We start from the raw sequence: 18,199 nt of genomic DNA, 5'->3' as shown, positions 1-18,199 counted from the left end.
GTAGTTAATTAATTTTTTGAAGTCAAATCATCAGCTGCAGCGTGATCAGCATCTTCAATTGTTGTTTCGGGCATTCCGTATAAGCCGTTCATTGCTTGTTCTTCGATAGTAAGGTTTGCAGTATTATTATTTTGAATAGATGTAGTGTTTTCAGTAACATGTTCTTTTTTATTCATATTTTTGTCATTCATGTATGTATCCTCCAAATTTCATTTGATTTATCTATAGTATGTGGATGGATTTCCAGAAATATGTGAATTGATTCTTACATATGTTATATAAATAAATAATTAGGGTCAAATGTAAACTGTTAGGAGTGAACAATTATGGTGAAAGCAAGGGAATTAGCCTTCTAAAATAAAAAGAAAATTTTAGGAGGCTATTAGAATGAAGTTTCATGTAATTGATAGAGAAGATTGGAATAGAGAGCAGCATTTTGAGCATTATTTAAAGTTGAAATGTACATTTAGTATGACTGTGAATGTTGATATCACGATGTTATTAGGGGAAGTATATCAAAAGGGAATAAAATTTTATCCCGTTTTTATATATTTAATTTCTAGAGTAGTAAATAATCATAAAAAATTTCGAACATGTTTTAACGATGAAGGAGTTGTAGGCTATTGGGAGGAAATGATACCGAGTTATACAATCTTTCATAAAGATGATAAGTCTTTTTCAAGTATATGGACGGATTATTCAAGTGATTTCCGCACTTTCTATAATAATTATGAAGACGATATGAGATGCTATGCTAGTGTTCATGGTCTTTTCACGAAAGAAAATATTCCGCCTAATGTATTTCCGATTTCTAGCATACCTTGGACTAGTTTTACTGGATTTAATCTTAATATTAATAATGATGAAAATTTTCTATTGCCAATTATAACTTGTGGGAAATATTTTAACGATGGAAACAAGGTTATGCTACCAGTTTCATTACAAGTACATCATTCGGTTTGTGATGGATATGATGCGAGTCAATTTATAGAAGATTTACAGCAGTTAAGTAATACTTGCAACGAGTGGCTTAAGTAATATCTAATTTTTAATTATATAAAGTGAAACTTTAATCAGTGGGGTGTCAGCCCCCGCTGATTATTAGCCCGACCCCCACCTAACTTCTTTGCTTTCGCTGAATTTTGAGGTGGGGGTCTTACTGCCCGGCAAATAGCGGGATAAAATTGAAAATGAATAAAAGAAGAGACCATGTTTATATTACATGGTCTCTTTTTATTATTCATTAATACTAAGTAATCGTGGAAAATATAGGGTGATTTGTAGTTTAATAGTAAAGAGGGTGATTAGTGTTAATTTTCTTTGTTTTTAAAAATTTAAGGATATAAATGTTTTAATAGGGGGTAATAAAGTGAAGTTCATAAGCATTGAAAAAGATGAGATCCTAATTGAGAATATGGCAAATTTGTATTGTAAAGTATTTGAGAAAACAAATTTCAATGAAATGATCGAGAGAATGAACAGGCATATAGAATATACAGGTTTTAAAGGTATAGTAGCAATAAATGATGAAAATGAAGTAGTTGGTTTTACTTATGGTTATCGCTCAATCGAGGGACAGTACTATAATCAATTAATGAGAGAAGCGTTACATCTAGAGCAAGTAGACGAATGGTTACAAGATTGTTTTGAATTTGTAGAGTTAGCAGTCCACCCACAATATCAAAATGAAGGTCTTGGAACGAAATTACATAATGAATTATTAGAAGGGATTCCAAATAGAACGAGTGTTTTAACAACACAAATAAACAATGAAAAAGCACGTTCGTTATATGAAAGATTAGATTGGGTAAATGTATTAGAACCATTTCATCCAAGTAAAAATGATGTTCCATATGTAATAATGGGAAAAGCATTAAAAACAAAAGTGAATTGATAATTATGCCATTCACAAAAATGGTTGGTTTGTAATAATGAAGGGGAAAACGAAAATGACGAAAATATCTATAGAAAAAGCTACAATTTTAGATGCTGAGAAATTAACAGAAATAATGAAAAGAACATTTGATGCAGAAGCAAAACAATGGCTATACGGCCAAGATGATGTCATTGATTATAACATTCAACCGCCAGGATATTCTTCAGTTGAAATGATGGAATATTCCATTGAAGAATTGGATTCTTTCAAAGTTGTAATGGATAAAGAAATAATCGGAGGGATAATAGTTACGATTTCTGGTAAGTCGTACGGTCGAATTGATCGTATTTTTGTAGATCCTGTTTATCAAGGAAAAGGAATTGGATCACATGTTATGAAATTAATAGAAAAGGAATATCCGAACATAAAGATTTGGGATCTCGAAACATCTAGTAGACAAATTAACAATCATCACTTTTATAAAAAGATGGGTTACCAAATGATTTTTGAATCGGAAGATGAGTATTGTTACGTGAAAAGAATAAAAACAAGCTCAAACAAAGCGAGTGTAGTTACAAATAAAGATATGAAAAATAGTCAATACGAAAACTGTAATTTAGCAAATACAGAGTATTATCAAGTGAATTTAAAAAACAGTTCATTTGTTGGTAGCATTATAATGAATATGAATATGAGTAATTGTAATGTAAGTCAATCCAAGTTTAGAAATATAAATTTTAGAAGGTCATCATATGCAGATTTAAATCTTTCTGGCAGTAAATTTAATTTGGTGACTTTAGGTGGAGTGCAATTTAAAAATACAAGTCTCGGAGATGAGAAGGAACCTATTGTATTCGATAAATGTGATTTGGAAGGTAGCACTATAAGTAATAGTAATCTGAAAAATATTGAAATAGAAAATTGTGATATAGTCGGCATGAAACTAAATGGTATTCTGATTGAAAATTTGCTTGATTTATATAACAAGGTGAAAAGTTAACCAAATCCATATAGTCGTTAATCTTTTTGGAAATTAAGTATTATATCGAAATAATTATGTAAAAATGACATAAAGAAATACGGACGAGAAGGTCATTCATGAACGTTTCTAGAATACACACAAATATATTGTTATTTATATGGAGGAGAGCAAGATGGAGATCAATGTTAGAGCAGTAGAAATACAAGATGCTAGAGCAAGTCATCGTATATGTATACAGGATGACGTTTTACCGTATATGGTTTTCTTACCTAGCATGCGTGTAGAAGCTATGGAAAATAGAATTCGAAATTTAGCACCAAATCAATTTGAATTTGTTGCAGAATATGATGGAGAAATTGTTGGGTTTGTAGGTTTAACACAAAGTCCGGGACGAAGATCTCATTCAGGCGATTTATTCATTGGGGTTGATAGTGAATATCATAATAAAGGAATTGGGAAAGCACTTCTTACGAAGATGCTTGATTTGGCTGATAATTGGTTAATGTTAGAGAGAGTAGAACTAGGTGTGTTAGAAACGAATCTAAAAGCAAAAGCTTTATATGAAAAATTTGGATTTGTAGAAGAGGGAGTAAAGATAGGGAATTTGAAAGCTCACGGAAAGTTTATTAATGAAATTATGATGAGTCGTTTTAGACCGGATGGTTTAATTGTACATAATTAGTAGTTAAAAGCATGACAGTATACTGTCATGCTTTTTTATTAGAATTTGGCTGCAATAAAAATAATACTAAACCAATAAAAATAACGGTAATTCCTAGTCCTTGTTGTAAAGAAATGGTCTCATGTAATATAAAGTACGCTAGTATACAAGTGCCAATTGTTTCACCTAAAATACTCATTGAAATTACAGTAGCACTTATCCATTTTAATAACCAATTAAAAATGGTTTGTCCTAAAATTGTAGCAATGAAAGCTAATCCAATAAAGCACAACCAAGTTTGTGTAGAGTAATGGATGAAAGATTCTTGTTGCGTGAAAGCAAATATGCCAAGAAAGCCAGCACTACTTCCATAACTAATTACCGAATATGGTATAAGTGACAAATCTTTACGAACGTGTTGGCTAATGAAAAAATAAGCAGTAATGATACCGGCAGCGATAAGTGCTAAAATATCTCCATATAAAGCTTCTCCACTAATTTGGAAATCTTGCCAGCCAATGATGATACTACCTGAAATAGCGATGAGGCAACCAATAACTGCTCCTTTCGTAAATCTCTCCTTAAATAAAAAATAACCACCAATCATTGAGAACAAAGGTTGTAACGTTACGATAACTGTAGAGCTTGCTACAGAAGTATATTGTAATGATTCAAACCATAGTACATAATGTGCAGCTAAAAATAGCCCAGATACGAATCCAAGTGCCCATTGTTTTTTCGTTAAAGTTTTTAGCTCATTTCGACTATTTTTATTAAATAGTAATAACGGTAACAGAATTAGTGTGGCAAAGAATAATCGGTAAAAAGCAATGATTGTCGCAGGAGCATCTGCCAATTTTACAAAAATAGCTGAAGTTGATAAGGCGAATACACCAAAAAATAAGATGCAATATGAAAGAATAGGTGATTTCAAAGTTTGGCCCTCCGATAGAATGTTTATTATAATAAACTTAATACGATATAATGTACAAAGGTAAGTATATAAGTCCCGGAGATAATAGGGAAGGGTTATTTGCCTTTGTTTAGTATGTCAGCACAAAGACAACGAAACATGCATTATGATGGACGAAAGGAAGTTTTACTATGGTACATGATAGGCTTGGACAAACAGTATTAAGTTATCGTAAGAAAAATAATATGACAATTCGTGAATTCGCTGATTATGCAGGGATTAGTACGTCGTTAATTAGCCAAATTGAAAGAGGACATGCTAATCCTTCTTTAAATGTTTTGGAATTAATTGCAAAAGCATTAAATGTACCGCTGTTTACACTTTTTATTAACGATATTGATACAGATTCGCTCATTTCTAAGAAAAAAGATCGAAAAAAAGTATATCGGGAAAACAATGATCACATTGTATATGATGTATTAACACCTGATTTTATGAAAGCACGTATTGAAATGCTAATGATGGATTTAAATAAACAAGCAAACACAACAGAAAGCCATTATTCCCATGAAGATAAGGAAGAGATTGCTGTTATTATGAAAGGGGAAGTGTATGTGGAATTGGAGGGAAAAGAATATTTTTTAGAAGAAGGCGATGTTGTACGTATTCCACCGAATGTGAAGCATCGATTTTTGAATAAAAGTGATGAATCGAATCACATTTTATTTGTCCTGACACCATCTTTAGGATGAAAATATAGTGATTTTTATTAGGGGAGTAAGAAAATGGGAAAAAGTATTTTAAAAGGCGGTCTTTCAATTATTTCTCAATGTAAAAAAGAAACAAATGATATTTGGCATGCACATTTTGGAGCAGCTGCAATTGCTAGTTATTTTTTTATGAAAGATAATAATATTGATGAAGAAGCAGCTCGTAATATGTATTCGCAAACAAGGATGATGCTGAACAAGAAAAAAATTGGTGAGATGATTGATGATAAAAAAGAAATAGATTTTAAAATTGCGGAAAATATGATTATAAAATCTTTAGAACAAACGATTGATGAGCTTCATTGGGTGGGGCATAACGTCATTTATGCGTCATTAAGTTTATTAGCTATGAAAGATCTACAAAAATGGGGTGATAATCAAGCAATTGAAGGGATTACTACTCTTATTTTATCATTTCGAAAAACAATTCCAGGTAGATCGTGGATTGGTTATACGACGAAAGAAGTAAAACAATTAAGTTTTGAAGAGGAGATACAAAGTGAATTGAGTAATCCAACACAAGTATCTCAGTTCATTTTAAATGAGTTATCGAAATTTAATAGTATTTATCGAGCGGAATCACATCATGATTTAATTGGGCATTTGCTTACATACTCCCACGCAATTAATATAATGTACGATTTAGGACATATAGATATATTTCAACGAGGGATACGTCCGCTGTTAAAACTAGTGTACGTACTAAGAGCTAGCCAAAAGCTCAAGCTGAATACGGAAATAACTTTACACTCACCTATAGATCGATTACCTTTAATTCAATCTAAACGTGCAAATATTTTACCAACTGAAAATATATTTTGGATAAAAGACTATAGTGAATTCGATTGGGATTTTGGTCATGTATTTAAATTCTCATATAGTTATTTTAATCATATACAGAGAGCTCCAAATTATAAAGATATCACATTAGAAAAATTCCGTTATGTTATTAATTCTTAATGAACGTTAATGATCTGTAAAAGGATGTTTAATCTAGTTTCTTTTTTTGTTAGTAGTATATTATTTTTTCAAATATGTAAGATTTTACATGCGTATTTTACTTTTACTAATTATGTAAGTAGGCTATACTGAAATACATACATTTTATTTTTGGAGAGATGTAAAACGACATGGAACTAGCGAAATTGGAAAAAGTAATTGAAATAAAAAAAGAAGAACTTTTATATTTAGTATCGGATTATGGAATTCAACATGAAAAAGTATTGGCATTGAGTCAAGAACTAGACAAATTAATCAATTACTTTATGTTTTTAAAATAAAGAGAACTATGACGGGGTTTGTAAATGTTATAGTTCTTTTTTATTAGGTAATTTGAAAATATATTAAAATATATTGTCTAATTTCTTACAGAATGCGCAACTTGCTAGTCGAATATAAGGACTTTTGGTTATAATAAAAAGGAATTATTAATTGTATCGGTTAGGAGCGCAGCACATATGAAAACAGTTGTTGTTATCGGTGGAGGTATAACGGGACTTTCTACTATGTTTTATTTAGAAAAATTAAAAAAGGATTATAATATCGATTTAAATTTAATTCTTATTGAGAAAGAAGAGTATTTAGGTGGTAAAATCCATAGTGTGGAAGAAAAGGATTTCATTATGGAGTCAGGGGCGGATTCAATCGTTGCTCGTAATGAACACGTTATGCCACTTGTAAAAGATTTAAATTTAGAAAATGAAATGGTATATAATGAAACGGGTATTTCTTACATATATTCTGAAAACATGTTACATCCAATTCCTTCTGATACTATATTTGGGATACCGATGAGTGCCCGGTCGTTGTTTAGCAGTACGCTAGTCTCAACGAAGGGGAAAATCGTAGCTTTAAAAGATTTCATAACGAAAAATAAAGAGTTTACGAAAGATACATCACTTGCTCTATTTTTAGAAAGCTTTTTAGGGAAAGAGTTAGTGGAAAGACAAATTGCTCCTGTGCTTTCAGGCGTATATTCTGGTAAATTGAATGAGCTTACAATGGCATCTACATTACCGTATTTACTGGATTATAAAAATAAGTATGGAAGTATTATTAAAGGTTTTGAAGAGAATAAAAAACAATTTCAATCAGCAGGAAATAAAAAATTCGTATCATTTAAGGGTGGACTATCTACGATAATTAATCGCTTAGAAGAAGTGCTGACTGAAACTGTCGTAAAAAAAGGTGCTATAACGATGGCTGTAAGTAAACAAGAAGATCGATATGAGATTTCTTTTGCAAATCATGAAACAATACAAGCAGATTATGTTGTTTTAGCAGCTCCACATGATATAGCGCAAACTTTATTACAGTCTAATGAGTTAAATGAGCAGTTTAATACATTTAAAAACTCATCTCTTATTAGTATTTATTTAGGATTTGACATACTAGATGAACAACTACCAGCTGACGGTACGGGGTTTATTGTAACGGAAAACAGTGATTTACATTGTGATGCTTGTACATGGACAAGTCGAAAGTGGAAACATACATCGGGTAAACAAAAATTATTAGTTAGAATGTTTTATAAGAGTACCAATCCGGTATATGAAACAATCAAGGATTACAATGAAGAAGAATTAGTACGAGTAGCTTTATATGATATTGAAAAGAGTCTCGGAATTAAAGGTGAACCAGAAGTAGTTGAAGTTACAAATTGGAAAGATTTAATGCCGAAATATCATTTAGAACATAATCAAGCGGTTCAAGCATTGCAAGAAAAAATGACAAATCTTTATCCAAATGTATATTTAGCTGGTGCCTCATATTACGGTGTTGGAATTGGTGCGTGTATTGGAAATGGAAAGAATATTGCCAATGAAATAATGGCTACATTAAATAAATAATACTGTAGAATAAATAAAAACTGTTCCTTCAGCAAAATGAAGGAACAGTTTTTATTTATTTTATTTGAATGGAAATTTTATTGTTTTTTACATTGTTTTCTTTTATTGTTAATGTTATTTCTCCAGATTCTTTAAATGAATACGGTGATAGTTGATAAATATCTTTTATATCATGTTTTTCTTGTAATTTACTTATCGGTATTAATACGATATTTGGCTTCCATGTTTCTTGTTTTCCTGAAGGATATTCTATAAGTATTACCGGATTTTTTAACTGCATTTTTTTCCAAGAGACGAAATATAGTTGAACTTCAGTATCTTTTTTTAATAATTCTTCGGAGAAATAACCGAATTCGCCTACATTACCGAAAACAGTGTAGTTTTGATTTTTTAATTTAATATCTAAATAACTAGGTTGATATGTTACTGCATGATAAGTTCCATATGAAAGTGAGAGTATGGCAGCGATTAAAATACCGATTGAAAATGTCTTAAAGCTATTGCCTTTAAAGTTAGTCATCATGAAAGAGTTTGGTGTGAATTTTTTTGCGAATAAAAAAATAAGTAATATGAGTAAGAGGGATAAGCCGATGAATATATACATAGGAAATTTACACCTCCACAATAAAATAATATATTAACTATATTTTACCATAAATGTATGGGGTAGGGTGGTTGTTTGGAAGGAGAAAATGAAGAAACAATTTTTTTTACAGTTCTTGATAATTTGAAATTCGATTTATGGAAATTATAGCGTAATGTTTGAGTAGTAATCAGAAGGTATCCAATTCGTGTATATAGAATAAAGAGGGAATGCGTCATTAGAAATGTTTGATTTATGGAACAATAAGGACTTTAGTAATTATAAATATTTTTTCTGATATAATGAATGAGTAGAGAGAAAGGAGTGATCCTATGGCATTTCCTATATTAGAAACAGAACGCTTACGTTTAGTTGAAATAGAACAATCTTATTGTCAAAAAATATATGAAATCTTTTCATTGGATGAAGTAACGTGTTATTACGGTATGAATTCTTTTACGGAGTTTGGACAAGCTTCACGTATGATCGAATCTTTTTCGAAAAATTACTTTGAGAAAAAGGCAATACGATGGGGAATTGTGTTAAAAGAAACGAACGTTTTAATAGGAACAATTGGACTAAACAATTTACAATTATGGAGTAAACGATCTGAGATTGGATATGACCTGCATCCTCGTTATTGGGGAAATGGTTATGCGTCAGAAGCGTCTCGAGAAATTATTGATTATGGGTTTAAAGATTTGGGTTTGTTTAGAATTGGAGCTATTACATATCCTGAAAATGTTACTTCTTGTAGAATGTTATCTAAAATCGGCTTTCAAAAGGAAGGTCTATTGCGCGGATATATTCATCAAGGAAATAAGCAACACGATGCATTATTGTATTCTATAGTGCGAACTGATATTGAAGACATAAATTTATAATAAAAAAAAACCTCTTAATTAAAAGAGGTTTTTTTTATTATAAATTAACCTAATTTAGGTAATAAACGTTCTCCGCTTTTCATGCTACTTTTACATAAAGGGCATTTAGGCTCTTCTTCAAATGAAAAGTTCTTTCTCATCCATCCTAAACAATCCTCTGATTCACATTCCCAAACAGGGGTTTGTTCTGGTGGTACTTCTGCTACATCGTTCTTTCGATTGCGATACATGTAACCACTCCTTTTATGTAAAAAATTTTAGTTATATATTAAAAAGGTTGTTAACCTTGCTGGTAACAACCTTTTTATTGTTTGAATTATAGCTTTACAACGTTTTTAGCTTGAGGTCCGCGGTTACCTTCTTCAACTTCGAAGCTAACTTCTTGACCTTCGTCAAGAGACTTGAAGCCGTCGCCAGTGATAGCTGAGAAGTGAACGAATACGTCGTTACCGTCTGCAACTTCGATGAAACCGAAACCTTTTTCGCTGTTAAACCATTTTACTTTACCTGTTAATGTCATGGTAATGCCTCCTAAAAGTAGAAAAATTACAATATGATCGGCCTTATTTGAATGAAAATAAAAGTTCACATATTATCAAAAACCCATAAGGAGTACAAAATGTCCCTGATTGATACTTGATAATATGCAAAGAAAATATAGTGTTAAATTGACCTTAATTACTATCTTACAACAAATGGTGGGAAATAGCAAGTGCTGGTAATACCACTGAGTAATCTGGGTGATAATAGTAAAGGCACAAAGGCACCTCTTTTATTTATATATTATTCCTAATTTGGATTTATGCAAAATCATGTAAGAAAAACTTAGAGTAAATATTAATATCGCATTTTTTGTGGTAAAATATGGTTGTTAGCTGTTAGTAGTTAAATATTATAAAAGGAGAAAAGAAAGTGAAAAATAATTCATTTATAATAATTGAAGCAGCAAAAGCAGGGAGAAAAAAGGTGCATCCAGTCTTTGCTGTAATATTAGCCATTATATTTTTGACTTTAGGCGAACTTTTTATGTTATTTATGTTATTTTTACCAAAAGCTGAAACGATATTCATGAAAGGTATTTATGACAATGTTAGAATGGTGTTAACGTTTGGCGGAGCTATATTTATTTTATTTATATGGGTTCGTTTTGTAGAAAAAAGACCTTTTTCATCCATTGGCTTTTGGAAAGAGAAATGGATGAGAAAGTATTTAAAAGGTGCGTTAATAGGGTTTGTATTTATTTCAACGCCAGTTATTCTACTATTATTAATGGGGAGTGTGAAATTGCAAGTACAACATATTACCTCAACAGTAATAGTAGGAATAGTAGGATCTCTAGTTGCATTTTTAATACAAGGGGCAACGGAAGAAATTATTGTACGAGGTTGGTTATTCCCGGTTCTTTCTGTTAGAAGTCGTATATGGGTTGGAATAATTGTAACTTCATTTTTATTTGGATTTCTTCATCTACTTAATCCGGGAATTACAATATTATCTATATCGAATATAATATTAGTGGGTGTTTTCGCAGCTTTATACGTATTGAAAGAAGATGGTCTGTGGGGAATATGTGCATGGCACTCAATTTGGAACTGGGCTCAATATAATGTATATGGCTTTGCAGTTAGTGGCACAACTGTATATTCTACTCCAATTTTTAAGTCTATAACAAATGGACCAGAAACATTGCATGGAGGCACGTTCGGAATTGAAGGTAGTATCATTACAACAATCATGCTCACTATCGCTTCAATTGTTTTATGGAGAAAGTTATGGGGAAGAAAAGCGAAACAACGAAATTTTAGTTAATGAAAGAGGGGGAAACTATGGGGATAATAGCATTTGAGGGAGCAAGCGCTGTTGGTAAAAGTACCACGTGCCGTGAATTAGAAAAGAATTATGGTGCTTATATAATACCTGAAGTGAATTCTTTATTTGAAAGGCCAAAAAATGAACATAGAACATGGTATTTTGAAAAACAAGTTGAGCGCTGGAATATAGCTGTTCAGAAGTCAGAGCAATATGAATTAGTAATACTCGATGGGGATATATATCAACCACTTAGTTATAATTGGTGCTTTCATTTTGATATATTTAATCAGCCATTATCTTTAATAGAAAATTTTTATAAAGAAAAGATGGTAAATAGGGAAATTGGTTTTCCGGATCAATATTTTTATTTATATACGAACGATGAAGAACTTAGAAAGCGGAAAGTATCTGATGAAACGAAAAGAAGGAGAAACTTTGAAAAACATTTACATATATCAAAATCGTTTCAGCGTTATTATGAAAATTTAAATACTGTTACAGATGGGTATTGTAAATTAATTGAGGCGAAAAGTGTAAGAAATAATGAATTAGAAATAGTGAGAAACTCAAAAAATTTGAACGTGTGTGAAGAAAGACGTTTTGATGTTTCGAGGTTAGATGCTATTACGAAATGGTTAAAAGAAAATCGTGCATAAAGTAAAAACAACGAGTGTTGTAGAACGCGCTCGTTGTTTTTTTGTTTCTTTATAAATATAAAGGAAAAATTTGTAGAATATTTTCGTTATTTAACAGAATATTCTTTCAATTTTAAAGAAAAAGAAATACAATATGAGGAAGTATATATAAATAATATGATAGGGGATGCGATATTTTGAATGAAGTAACAGTTTTTATATAAGAAATAATTAGGTAGTCAGAACAGAGATATTTGGGAGGAAACAAGCGAGATGAAAACATTTTTGAAAATAATAGGTGTTATAGCTGGTATGGCGGTAATCGGAGTAGGTTTAACATATGGTATTCTGCATTATTTAAATAATAGTAAACCAGCTGCGAAAAAGACATCACCAGCTGCTCCAGCAGTAGAAGTATTAGCTGATAGTAACGTAAAAGTAGAAGATGCAAAGCTTTTAGAAAATGGCAATTATTCATTGCCAAATAGTGGTTTTAATAAAAATTTTAAATGGACAGATGAGAACATACAGACAGCATTACATGAAATGGCACATCAAAAAGCGAAAGCTGATCAAAAGTGGGGCTATATTTTTATTACACAAGAGCGGATTGAAAGCTTAATTGATATTGTAAAGAGTAATGATCTTGTGCAGGGAAGTACATATGTAGAAATTTTAGAACGATGGAAACAAGGGAAATATGAAAAGGTTGATGCAGATCACAATAAGATTTGGAAATTACAAAGTGGGAATTTAGGAGAAGGAAAAGGAGTAATGTCGGAAGCTGAGCAAAAAGAATTAATTAATCAAGTGTTTATGAACAAAGGTACATATTCAGGTAGTAAATTAATTGCAGGTGGGGGACAGACTAATAAATAGTATACTAATTAATGAAAGAGAGTAATTGCTTATTAGGCAATTACTCTTTTTATATGTACGTCTTAATATTTTAGTCTCGTTCAAGTAAGGAAAGAAACGACTGTAACACCGGGGAAATCCATCTGGATTTATGATAGATTACATGACTTTGAATAACTGTTGGAGTTTCGATAGGCTGAAAACATAGTTGTTCTTTTTGACAACTTTCTTGTACAACGATATAAGGAAGAATTGAAATGCCTAACTCACACATAACGGATTGTTTAATGACTTCAACATTGGAAGTTTCAAATGTTTTATCTGGAATATTCCCGCTTTGACGTAAAAAACGATCTACCATTGGCCTATAGCCGCAGCTTTGTTCTGTAAAAATGAACTGGGTGTCCTGTAATAACTGGAATGGATTTGCATGTGCAGAGGAATAAGCTGGTAAAATCCATCCAAATGTTTCATTACTAAAAGTACGCGTAATAAAATCATTATGTTCTATACTTTCTCCAATTATGAAGACAACGTCTGTTTCTCCTTCACGTAATTTTTGTAATGCTTGTTCATTTGTGTTCGTTTCAAGTACGATATTTACTTTCGGATTTTTCTGTTTGTAAGTACGTAATAATTGTGGTAATCGGTATACCGCTAATGATTCATTAGATGTAATACTTAATGTACCTTCTAAATAATCTGTATTTTGGGGGATTTCTTGCGCTTTTTCATATATTGAAAGTAATTCTAATGCATAAGGATGAAATTGATGACCTGCTTTTGTAAGTAGCACTTTTTTCCCTAACCGATCGAAAAGAGGAATATGTAAATCGTTCTCTAAAGCTTTCATATGTGCTGTAACAGTAGATTGCGCATAACCTAGCGCGTGCGCAGCTTTAGAAAAATTACCATACTTCACAATGGCGCAAAATGTTTTAACATGTCTCATTTCCATAAGCGATCCCTCTTTTATTATCATGATTTGTGAATGATTATATCATGTATTTTAATTTTCCAAATGATTAAATTCTGTATAAAATGAAATTGTAGAAATATTCATTCAGGTGATATTGGAGGAGAAAAGATGATCAAAAAGGGCTATCATGTAGCTGTTGTTGGGGCTACAGGTGCGGTAGGGCAAAAAATTATTGAACTGTTAGAGAATGAAATGAAGTTTAATATAGTTGAAGTTACATTGCTTTCGTCAAAACGATCCGCTGGTAAGAAAGTAAGATTCAAAGGACGAGAGATAATTATACAAGAGGCAAAAACAACTAGCTTTGAAGGTGTAGATATTGCCTTTTTTAGCGCTGGGGGAGAAGTATCTAGACAATTTGTAACTCATGCAGTTTCTAGTGGTGCGATTGTAATTGATAACACAAGTGAGTACCGAATGGCGCAAGATGTACCGCTCGTTGTTCCGGAAGTGAATGCGCACACTTTAAAACAGCATAAAGGTATCATTGCAGTTCCAAATTGTTCAGCATTACAGATGGTAACAGCACTTCAGCCGATTCGAAAATCATTCGGTTTAGAAAGAATTATCGTTTCAACATATCAAGCTGTATCGGGTTCTGGCATTCATGCGATTCATGAATTACAAGAGCAGGCTAAGTCTATACTTGCAGGTGAAGAAGTGAAGAGTGATATATTACCGGTGAAAAAAGATAAAAAACATTATCCAATAGCATTTAATGTACTGCCTCAAGTAGATATATTTACAGACAATGATTTTACTTTTGAAGAAGTCAAAATGATTCAAGAAACGAAGAAAATATTAGAAGATGAAAACCTGAAAATGGCAGCTACTTGTGTACGTGTTCCAGTTGTATCGGGGCATTCAGAATCGGTTTATATAGAACTGGAAAAAGAAGCAAGCGTTGTGGAAATCAAGGAAATACTAATGGATGCACCAGGTGTTATTTTGCAGGATAACCCTAGTGAACAGCTGTATCCAATGCCATTATATGCAGAAGGGAAAATAGATACATTTGTCGGAAGAATACGTAAAGATCCTGATACGCCAAACGGATTCCACCTCTGGATTGTTTCCGATAACCTATTAAAAGGTGCGGCTTGGAATTCAGTTCAAATCGCAGAGACTTTAGTGGAAAAGGGGATACTTTAATATAGTTTAAAAAACTGGGGAATCGTTAATGATTCCCCAGTTTGTATTTCATAATTGTTTTCTTTATTTCGGCCAACTTTAATTAAAATTAGTCGTTATTGAATTTTTATAAATATCTACTTTATGTGCAGTGAAGCGTAAGGTTTTGGATTCTGCATGAATTGTAAGATTAATAATAATCGATAACGGCATTTCGACCGTTTTCACAATATCTTCTATAGCAATATACTCATTTTTTGCTTCCTTATAATAAACAACAGAACGAATTACGGCCTCGTCACCTTCAATATCAATTTCACACATCATAGGGAATTTTTCACCATTATGTAAGAATAATTCGCCTAGTACGATTGAACCGTTTAATTCTTCTGTAAAATTAGTAGTTGCCGCTGGTTTTACCCATGTTTCGTCATGTTCTTCGTTTTCCTCTTCATCTATTGCCCATTCCCAAATGGGGTTTTGTTTTAGGTCCTCAATAGTTAATTTATCAATTGGTTTGCAACTACTCATACATAAATTCTCCTTTTATTTTGATAAATAAGTTTTTTGATTTCATGAATTAGATGATTGCTTATAAGTGGGTTTAACAAAGTATTTTGCTCATTTGATATCCAAACTACTTTATTTTGAAATAAAGCTATTACAGCAATATTAACAAAACTTTAATTGTCTAGTAAATAATTATTAGTGGAGATATTAAAATGGGATGGTGTTAAAGAAAGATAGTAAAAAACATCAAGGATGAATGAAATCCATTTGGTACGATATGGATATATCCAATGTGAGGGGGAGTTTGATGTATCAAGTAAAGGGGTATTTTTCATCATTAAAAGGAAGTTATTATGAGATTGGAAAGCAACAAGGGGAATTCGTGAAACAAAATCCGTATCTCATCCCGCAATTTATACACGAAGAAAATGTAATATCTAATAACCATTGGACAGAATCGAGAAATATACTAAACAAACATTGTCCAGGCATAAATGAAGAAATTGAGGGGTTTTGTGAAGTGTTAAAAATTCCTTCAAAAAATATGATGTATTACTATCAAACACTATTGAAAGCAGGTTGTAGTCATTGTGCAGTATTACCTAAAAAGACCGATTTAGAGCACACATATGTATTAAGGAATTATGATTTGTCACCAGTAATAGATGATATGCGTTTTTGTTCAACTCATGTTGAAGGTGCGTATGCACATAGTGGCTTTTCTACTCAATATTTTGGCCGAACGGAAGGGATAAACGAGCATGGATTAGCTGTTACATTTTCAGCATGTGGTCAACCAGTAGGAAATATTGCAGGTTTAAGAAAGCCAATGGTGGGTGGTTTACAATGTTTTGCGGTAATTCGATTGTTGTTGGAGAAATGTAAAAATGTGCAGGAAGCTAAGTTACTAATAGAAGAAATCCCAATTGCTAGTAATATTAATTTAATAATAGCTGATCCTTTAAATGCAGCATATATTGAAATATTTGACGGTCATAAATCCACAATAACGATTGATGGTGAAAAACAAGCTTTTATTGTATCAACAAACCATGCAGTTAGTTCATCAATTCAGAAATTAAATAATAGGAAATTAGAACAATCAACAAAGAGATATCACCTTTTACATGAGCATTTAAATAGATGTGAACAAGTAAGCATAGAGTCTTTAAAAAAGTTAGTAGAAGAAGAATATCCTGCTGGACTTACTGTGCATAACTATGAAGAATGGTTTGGAACTTTACATTCTGTATTATTCGATTTACATGATCGTACAATGAAGATTTGTTTCGGATCACCACTTTTAAACGACTGGTATTCATTGAAAGTTGGAGGAAGTATGCCGTTTTCTGAGGTGAACGTGAACTTTAAAAATAAAACTTATACTGACTTTTGGAAGGAAGATAAGAATGAATTGATACCTAAAAGATAAATGGGATAAGATGGTGATGTAAAGAGTGCATTTATACTGGAGGGATTATCAATACTAAAAGTTATGTTACCATTTGTTCTTATCTTTTTTCTTGTCATTGCGATGTATATTGCTTATCAAAAGAGAAAAAAGTCTGGGATAAAAGGATTGAAAAGTGCGGTAACTTCTATTTGCTTCTTTTCACTTGCAATCTTAAATATGTTTGCATATTGGTTTCATTTTGGCGGTGCTTTTACTTGGTTATTTTCAATTGTATTATTGCTAGTTGGTGCATATTTTACTAAATATATTCCAATATCTAAAAAGGTACATTAAAGTTTATAAGAGTTAAATATAATGTTTACTTTGTTTTGAAAAGAGATTATTCTACTAAATTGTTGTGAAACGGTTTCATAGGATAATCTCTTTTGCTTAGTTTTGGAAAGAACGTACTGTGATTTTTAGTTGCTCAATAAATTCTCGAGTTGCAGCACACATATATTTATCTTTTCTATAAATTAGCCCTATTTCAATTATTGGAGTAGGGTTTTCTATTTTAATAGCTTGAATGTTTTTATTTTGTAAAAAGTCTATATATGGTTTGGGTAACACTGTAATTCCCATTCCTTTGGAAACCATTTGGATTAAAGATTCCATCGTACTAATTTCTAAAATTGGCCTTGGTTTAAAGTTTAACTTTTGACAATGAGATGTAATTAGTTCGGTTAAAAAGAAATTTTTAGGTAAAAGAATTAAAGGGTAGTTCTGTAATTCAGCAATAGATACATGATTACGTTCAGCTAATCGATGACCAGTGGGCACGACCAATGTAAGATCGCTTTTGTATAGAGGGATGGAGATAATCTCTTTATCTTGCACCGGGAGAAATGTAATTCCAATATCTAGTTCGTTTTGTAATAATTTTTCACGAATATCTCCTGTACGAAGCCCTAATACAGAAAGCTCTATATTAGGATATAAATTATTAAAATTTAAAATAGCTGTTGGTAGTAAATAATTTACGACGGTTAACAAAGCCCCTATTGTTAAGGAACCTTGCTGTAATCCGTTTAGGTCTTGAATAGCTGAACGAGCTTGTTCGACTTCATGAAAAATGGTTTTACTATGTGATAATAAAATCTTCCCTGCTTCAGTTAATGATATTTTTTTACCAATTCGATCGAAAAGTGGCATTCCTACTTCATGCTCTAATGCACGTATTTGTTGACTTAGTGAAGGCTGTGAAATATTTAATTTTTCAGCTGCTTTTGTGAAATGTAATTCTTTTGAAACAGCTAAAAAGTATTCAAGTTGTCGTAATTCGATTGGAATCACCTCAAGTATA

At 31.7% G+C, this 18,199-nt stretch carries 23 protein-coding genes; 15 read left to right on the top strand and 8 right to left on the bottom strand.

Annotated features, from left to right (window positions below; all coding sequences use genetic code 11):
- Positions 1-8: 8 nt before the first annotated feature.
- Positions 9-191 carry a DUF4021 domain-containing protein gene (locus ACO6VI_RS21410; protein WP_000998365.1) on the bottom strand — a complete coding sequence of 61 codons (183 nt, stop codon included), beginning with the start codon at positions 189-191 and terminating at the stop codon, positions 9-11.
- Between the two features lie 196 nt (positions 192-387).
- On the opposite strand from ACO6VI_RS21410, the gene catA reads away from it, so the two are divergent.
- The 4 genes from catA to ACO6VI_RS21390 all read left to right on the top strand — a co-directional run bounded on the left by catA (position 388) and on the right by ACO6VI_RS21390 (position 3,540).
- The gene (gene catA, locus ACO6VI_RS21405; RefSeq protein ID WP_000668526.1) at positions 388-1,038 is read left to right on the top strand and encodes a type A chloramphenicol O-acetyltransferase; all 651 of its coding nucleotides are present in this window, start codon (positions 388-390) and stop codon (positions 1,036-1,038) included.
- Between the two features lie 331 nt (positions 1,039-1,369).
- The gene (locus ACO6VI_RS21400) at positions 1,370-1,894 is read left to right on the top strand and encodes a GNAT family N-acetyltransferase (protein ID WP_000668804.1); all 525 of its coding nucleotides are present in this window, start codon (positions 1,370-1,372) and stop codon (positions 1,892-1,894) included.
- A 37-nt stretch (positions 1,895-1,931) separates the two neighbouring features.
- Positions 1,932-2,876 carry a GNAT family N-acetyltransferase gene (locus ACO6VI_RS21395; protein WP_141435982.1) on the top strand — a complete coding sequence of 315 codons (945 nt, stop codon included), beginning with the start codon at positions 1,932-1,934 and terminating at the stop codon, positions 2,874-2,876.
- 154 nt (positions 2,877-3,030) lie between these two features.
- Positions 3,031-3,540 (top strand): GNAT family N-acetyltransferase, encoded by a 510-nt coding sequence (locus ACO6VI_RS21390; protein ID WP_098033917.1) that lies wholly within the window; start codon positions 3,031-3,033, stop codon positions 3,538-3,540.
- Between the two features lie 25 nt (positions 3,541-3,565).
- On the opposite strand, the gene ACO6VI_RS21385 is transcribed toward ACO6VI_RS21390, so the two are convergent.
- Complete coding sequence (locus ACO6VI_RS21385) at positions 3,566-4,453, bottom strand: DMT family transporter (protein ID WP_088020955.1); 888 nt, start codon at positions 4,451-4,453, stop codon at positions 3,566-3,568.
- A gap of 170 nt (positions 4,454-4,623) precedes the next feature.
- On the opposite strand from ACO6VI_RS21385, the gene ACO6VI_RS21380 reads away from it, so the two are divergent.
- From ACO6VI_RS21380 to ACO6VI_RS21365, 4 genes are all read left to right on the top strand, one after another.
- A complete protein-coding gene (locus tag ACO6VI_RS21380; protein ID WP_053564531.1) occupies positions 4,624-5,184 on the top strand; it encodes a helix-turn-helix domain-containing protein in 561 nt (186 codons plus the stop codon).
- 33 nt (positions 5,185-5,217) lie between these two features.
- Positions 5,218-6,162 carry a hypothetical protein gene (locus tag ACO6VI_RS21375; protein ID WP_088020956.1) on the top strand — a complete coding sequence of 315 codons (945 nt, stop codon included), beginning with the start codon at positions 5,218-5,220 and terminating at the stop codon, positions 6,160-6,162.
- 170 nt (positions 6,163-6,332) lie between these two features.
- Positions 6,333-6,482, top strand: coding sequence for an aspartyl-phosphate phosphatase Spo0E family protein (locus ACO6VI_RS21370; RefSeq protein WP_000417698.1), 150 nt, complete (start codon positions 6,333-6,335; stop codon positions 6,480-6,482).
- Positions 6,483-6,659: 177 nt separating this feature from the next.
- Positions 6,660-8,051: a protoporphyrinogen oxidase gene (locus tag ACO6VI_RS21365; protein ID WP_088020957.1), complete on the top strand. Its 1,392-nt coding sequence runs from the start codon at positions 6,660-6,662 to the stop codon at positions 8,049-8,051.
- Positions 8,052-8,106: 55 nt separating this feature from the next.
- On the opposite strand, the gene ACO6VI_RS21360 is transcribed toward ACO6VI_RS21365, so the two are convergent.
- Complete coding sequence (locus ACO6VI_RS21360) at positions 8,107-8,655, bottom strand: hypothetical protein (RefSeq protein WP_000275232.1); 549 nt, start codon at positions 8,653-8,655, stop codon at positions 8,107-8,109.
- Between the two features lie 311 nt (positions 8,656-8,966).
- Between ACO6VI_RS21360 and ACO6VI_RS21355 the strand changes: the two genes are divergently transcribed.
- Entirely contained in the window at positions 8,967-9,518 is a 552-nt protein-coding gene (locus tag ACO6VI_RS21355; RefSeq protein WP_000885400.1) for a GNAT family N-acetyltransferase, read from the top strand.
- Positions 9,519-9,562: 44 nt separating this feature from the next.
- Here the strand turns inward: ACO6VI_RS21355 and ACO6VI_RS21350 are convergent, their stop codons facing one another.
- A complete protein-coding gene (locus ACO6VI_RS21350; protein WP_000286203.1) occupies positions 9,563-9,748 on the bottom strand; it encodes a cold-shock protein in 186 nt (61 codons plus the stop codon).
- 86 nt (positions 9,749-9,834) lie between these two features.
- On the bottom strand, positions 9,835-10,038 hold the full coding sequence (gene cspD, locus ACO6VI_RS21345; protein WP_000176366.1) for a cold-shock protein CspD: 204 nt from the start codon (positions 10,036-10,038) through the stop codon (positions 9,835-9,837).
- 392 nt (positions 10,039-10,430) lie between these two features.
- Between cspD and ACO6VI_RS21340 the strand changes: the two genes are divergently transcribed.
- The 3 genes from ACO6VI_RS21340 (at position 10,431) to ACO6VI_RS21330 (ending at position 12,844) form a co-directional block, all read left to right on the top strand.
- Positions 10,431-11,327 carry a CPBP family intramembrane glutamic endopeptidase gene (locus tag ACO6VI_RS21340; RefSeq protein ID WP_000794822.1) on the top strand — a complete coding sequence of 299 codons (897 nt, stop codon included), beginning with the start codon at positions 10,431-10,433 and terminating at the stop codon, positions 11,325-11,327.
- The gene (locus ACO6VI_RS21335; protein ID WP_140157193.1) at positions 11,327-11,986 is read left to right on the top strand and encodes an AAA family ATPase; all 660 of its coding nucleotides are present in this window, start codon (positions 11,327-11,329) and stop codon (positions 11,984-11,986) included. Before ACO6VI_RS21340 ends, ACO6VI_RS21335 begins: the two co-directional genes overlap by 1 nt.
- Before the next feature lie 252 nt (positions 11,987-12,238).
- Positions 12,239-12,844 carry a PRK06770 family protein gene (locus tag ACO6VI_RS21330; protein ID WP_098033849.1) on the top strand — a complete coding sequence of 202 codons (606 nt, stop codon included), beginning with the start codon at positions 12,239-12,241 and terminating at the stop codon, positions 12,842-12,844.
- Positions 12,845-12,914: 70 nt separating this feature from the next.
- On the opposite strand, the gene ACO6VI_RS21325 is transcribed toward ACO6VI_RS21330, so the two are convergent.
- A complete protein-coding gene (locus ACO6VI_RS21325) occupies positions 12,915-13,781 on the bottom strand; it encodes a LysR family transcriptional regulator (protein WP_098033848.1) in 867 nt (288 codons plus the stop codon).
- Between the two features lie 129 nt (positions 13,782-13,910).
- Between ACO6VI_RS21325 and ACO6VI_RS21320 the strand changes: the two genes are divergently transcribed.
- Complete coding sequence (locus ACO6VI_RS21320) at positions 13,911-14,954, top strand: aspartate-semialdehyde dehydrogenase (protein WP_098033847.1); 1,044 nt, start codon at positions 13,911-13,913, stop codon at positions 14,952-14,954.
- A gap of 78 nt (positions 14,955-15,032) precedes the next feature.
- Here ACO6VI_RS21320 and ACO6VI_RS21315 read toward each other — a convergent pair whose 3' ends face one another.
- Entirely contained in the window at positions 15,033-15,464 is a 432-nt protein-coding gene (locus ACO6VI_RS21315) for a hypothetical protein (RefSeq protein ID WP_000093107.1), read from the bottom strand.
- A 286-nt stretch (positions 15,465-15,750) separates the two neighbouring features.
- Here ACO6VI_RS21315 and ACO6VI_RS21310 point away from each other — a divergent pair, with 286 nt between their 5' ends.
- Together ACO6VI_RS21310 and ACO6VI_RS21305 are read left to right on the top strand one after the other, a co-directional pair.
- Positions 15,751-16,875 (top strand): C45 family autoproteolytic acyltransferase/hydolase, encoded by a 1,125-nt coding sequence (locus ACO6VI_RS21310; protein WP_098033846.1) that lies wholly within the window; start codon positions 15,751-15,753, stop codon positions 16,873-16,875.
- Between the two features lie 63 nt (positions 16,876-16,938).
- Complete coding sequence (locus ACO6VI_RS21305; protein WP_000936604.1) at positions 16,939-17,190, top strand: hypothetical protein; 252 nt, start codon at positions 16,939-16,941, stop codon at positions 17,188-17,190.
- Between the two features lie 96 nt (positions 17,191-17,286).
- Here ACO6VI_RS21305 and ACO6VI_RS21300 read toward each other — a convergent pair whose 3' ends face one another.
- Positions 17,287-18,189 (bottom strand): LysR family transcriptional regulator, encoded by a 903-nt coding sequence (locus ACO6VI_RS21300; protein WP_065483522.1) that lies wholly within the window; start codon positions 18,187-18,189, stop codon positions 17,287-17,289.
- Positions 18,190-18,199: the final 10 nt, after the last annotated feature.

Source organism: Bacillus sp. PSXD-155 (assembly GCF_049310765.1).
Lineage (GTDB): Bacteria > Bacillota > Bacilli > Bacillales > Bacillaceae_G > Bacillus_A > Bacillus_A cereus.
This window is presented reverse-complemented; position numbering and strand designations above follow the sequence as displayed.

Bases quoted from the DNA above. Each gene is read 5' to 3' on its own strand.
- ACO6VI_RS21330 (WP_098033849.1), top strand. From the start codon at position 12,239: ATGAAAACATTTTTGAAAATAATAGGTGTTATAGCTGGTATGGCGGTA.
- ACO6VI_RS21335 (WP_140157193.1), top strand. From the start codon at position 11,327: ATGAAAGAGGGGGAAACTATGGGGATAATAGCATTTGAGGGAGCAAGC.
- ACO6VI_RS21410 (WP_000998365.1), bottom strand. From the start codon at position 191: ATGAATGACAAAAATATGAATAAAAAAGAACATGTTACTGAAAACACT.
- ACO6VI_RS21390 (WP_098033917.1), top strand. From the start codon at position 3,031: ATGGAGATCAATGTTAGAGCAGTAGAAATACAAGATGCTAGAGCAAGT.
- ACO6VI_RS21325 (WP_098033848.1), bottom strand. From the start codon at position 13,781: ATGGAAATGAGACATGTTAAAACATTTTGCGCCATTGTGAAGTATGGT.
- ACO6VI_RS21320 (WP_098033847.1), top strand. From the start codon at position 13,911: ATGATCAAAAAGGGCTATCATGTAGCTGTTGTTGGGGCTACAGGTGCG.
- ACO6VI_RS21395 (WP_141435982.1), top strand. From the start codon at position 1,932: ATGAAGGGGAAAACGAAAATGACGAAAATATCTATAGAAAAAGCTACA.
- ACO6VI_RS21375 (WP_088020956.1), top strand. From the start codon at position 5,218: ATGGGAAAAAGTATTTTAAAAGGCGGTCTTTCAATTATTTCTCAATGT.
- ACO6VI_RS21355 (WP_000885400.1), top strand. From the start codon at position 8,967: ATGGCATTTCCTATATTAGAAACAGAACGCTTACGTTTAGTTGAAATA.
- ACO6VI_RS21365 (WP_088020957.1), top strand. From the start codon at position 6,660: ATGAAAACAGTTGTTGTTATCGGTGGAGGTATAACGGGACTTTCTACT.
- catA (WP_000668526.1), top strand. From the start codon at position 388: ATGAAGTTTCATGTAATTGATAGAGAAGATTGGAATAGAGAGCAGCAT.
- ACO6VI_RS21360 (WP_000275232.1), bottom strand. From the start codon at position 8,655: ATGTATATATTCATCGGCTTATCCCTCTTACTCATATTACTTATTTTT.
- ACO6VI_RS21380 (WP_053564531.1), top strand. From the start codon at position 4,624: ATGGTACATGATAGGCTTGGACAAACAGTATTAAGTTATCGTAAGAAA.
- ACO6VI_RS21370 (WP_000417698.1), top strand. From the start codon at position 6,333: ATGGAACTAGCGAAATTGGAAAAAGTAATTGAAATAAAAAAAGAAGAA.
- ACO6VI_RS21305 (WP_000936604.1), top strand. From the start codon at position 16,939: ATGTTACCATTTGTTCTTATCTTTTTTCTTGTCATTGCGATGTATATT.
- ACO6VI_RS21350 (WP_000286203.1), bottom strand. From the start codon at position 9,748: ATGTATCGCAATCGAAAGAACGATGTAGCAGAAGTACCACCAGAACAA.
- ACO6VI_RS21310 (WP_098033846.1), top strand. From the start codon at position 15,751: ATGTATCAAGTAAAGGGGTATTTTTCATCATTAAAAGGAAGTTATTAT.
- cspD (WP_000176366.1), bottom strand. From the start codon at position 10,038: ATGACATTAACAGGTAAAGTAAAATGGTTTAACAGCGAAAAAGGTTTC.
- ACO6VI_RS21315 (WP_000093107.1), bottom strand. From the start codon at position 15,464: ATGAGTAGTTGCAAACCAATTGATAAATTAACTATTGAGGACCTAAAA.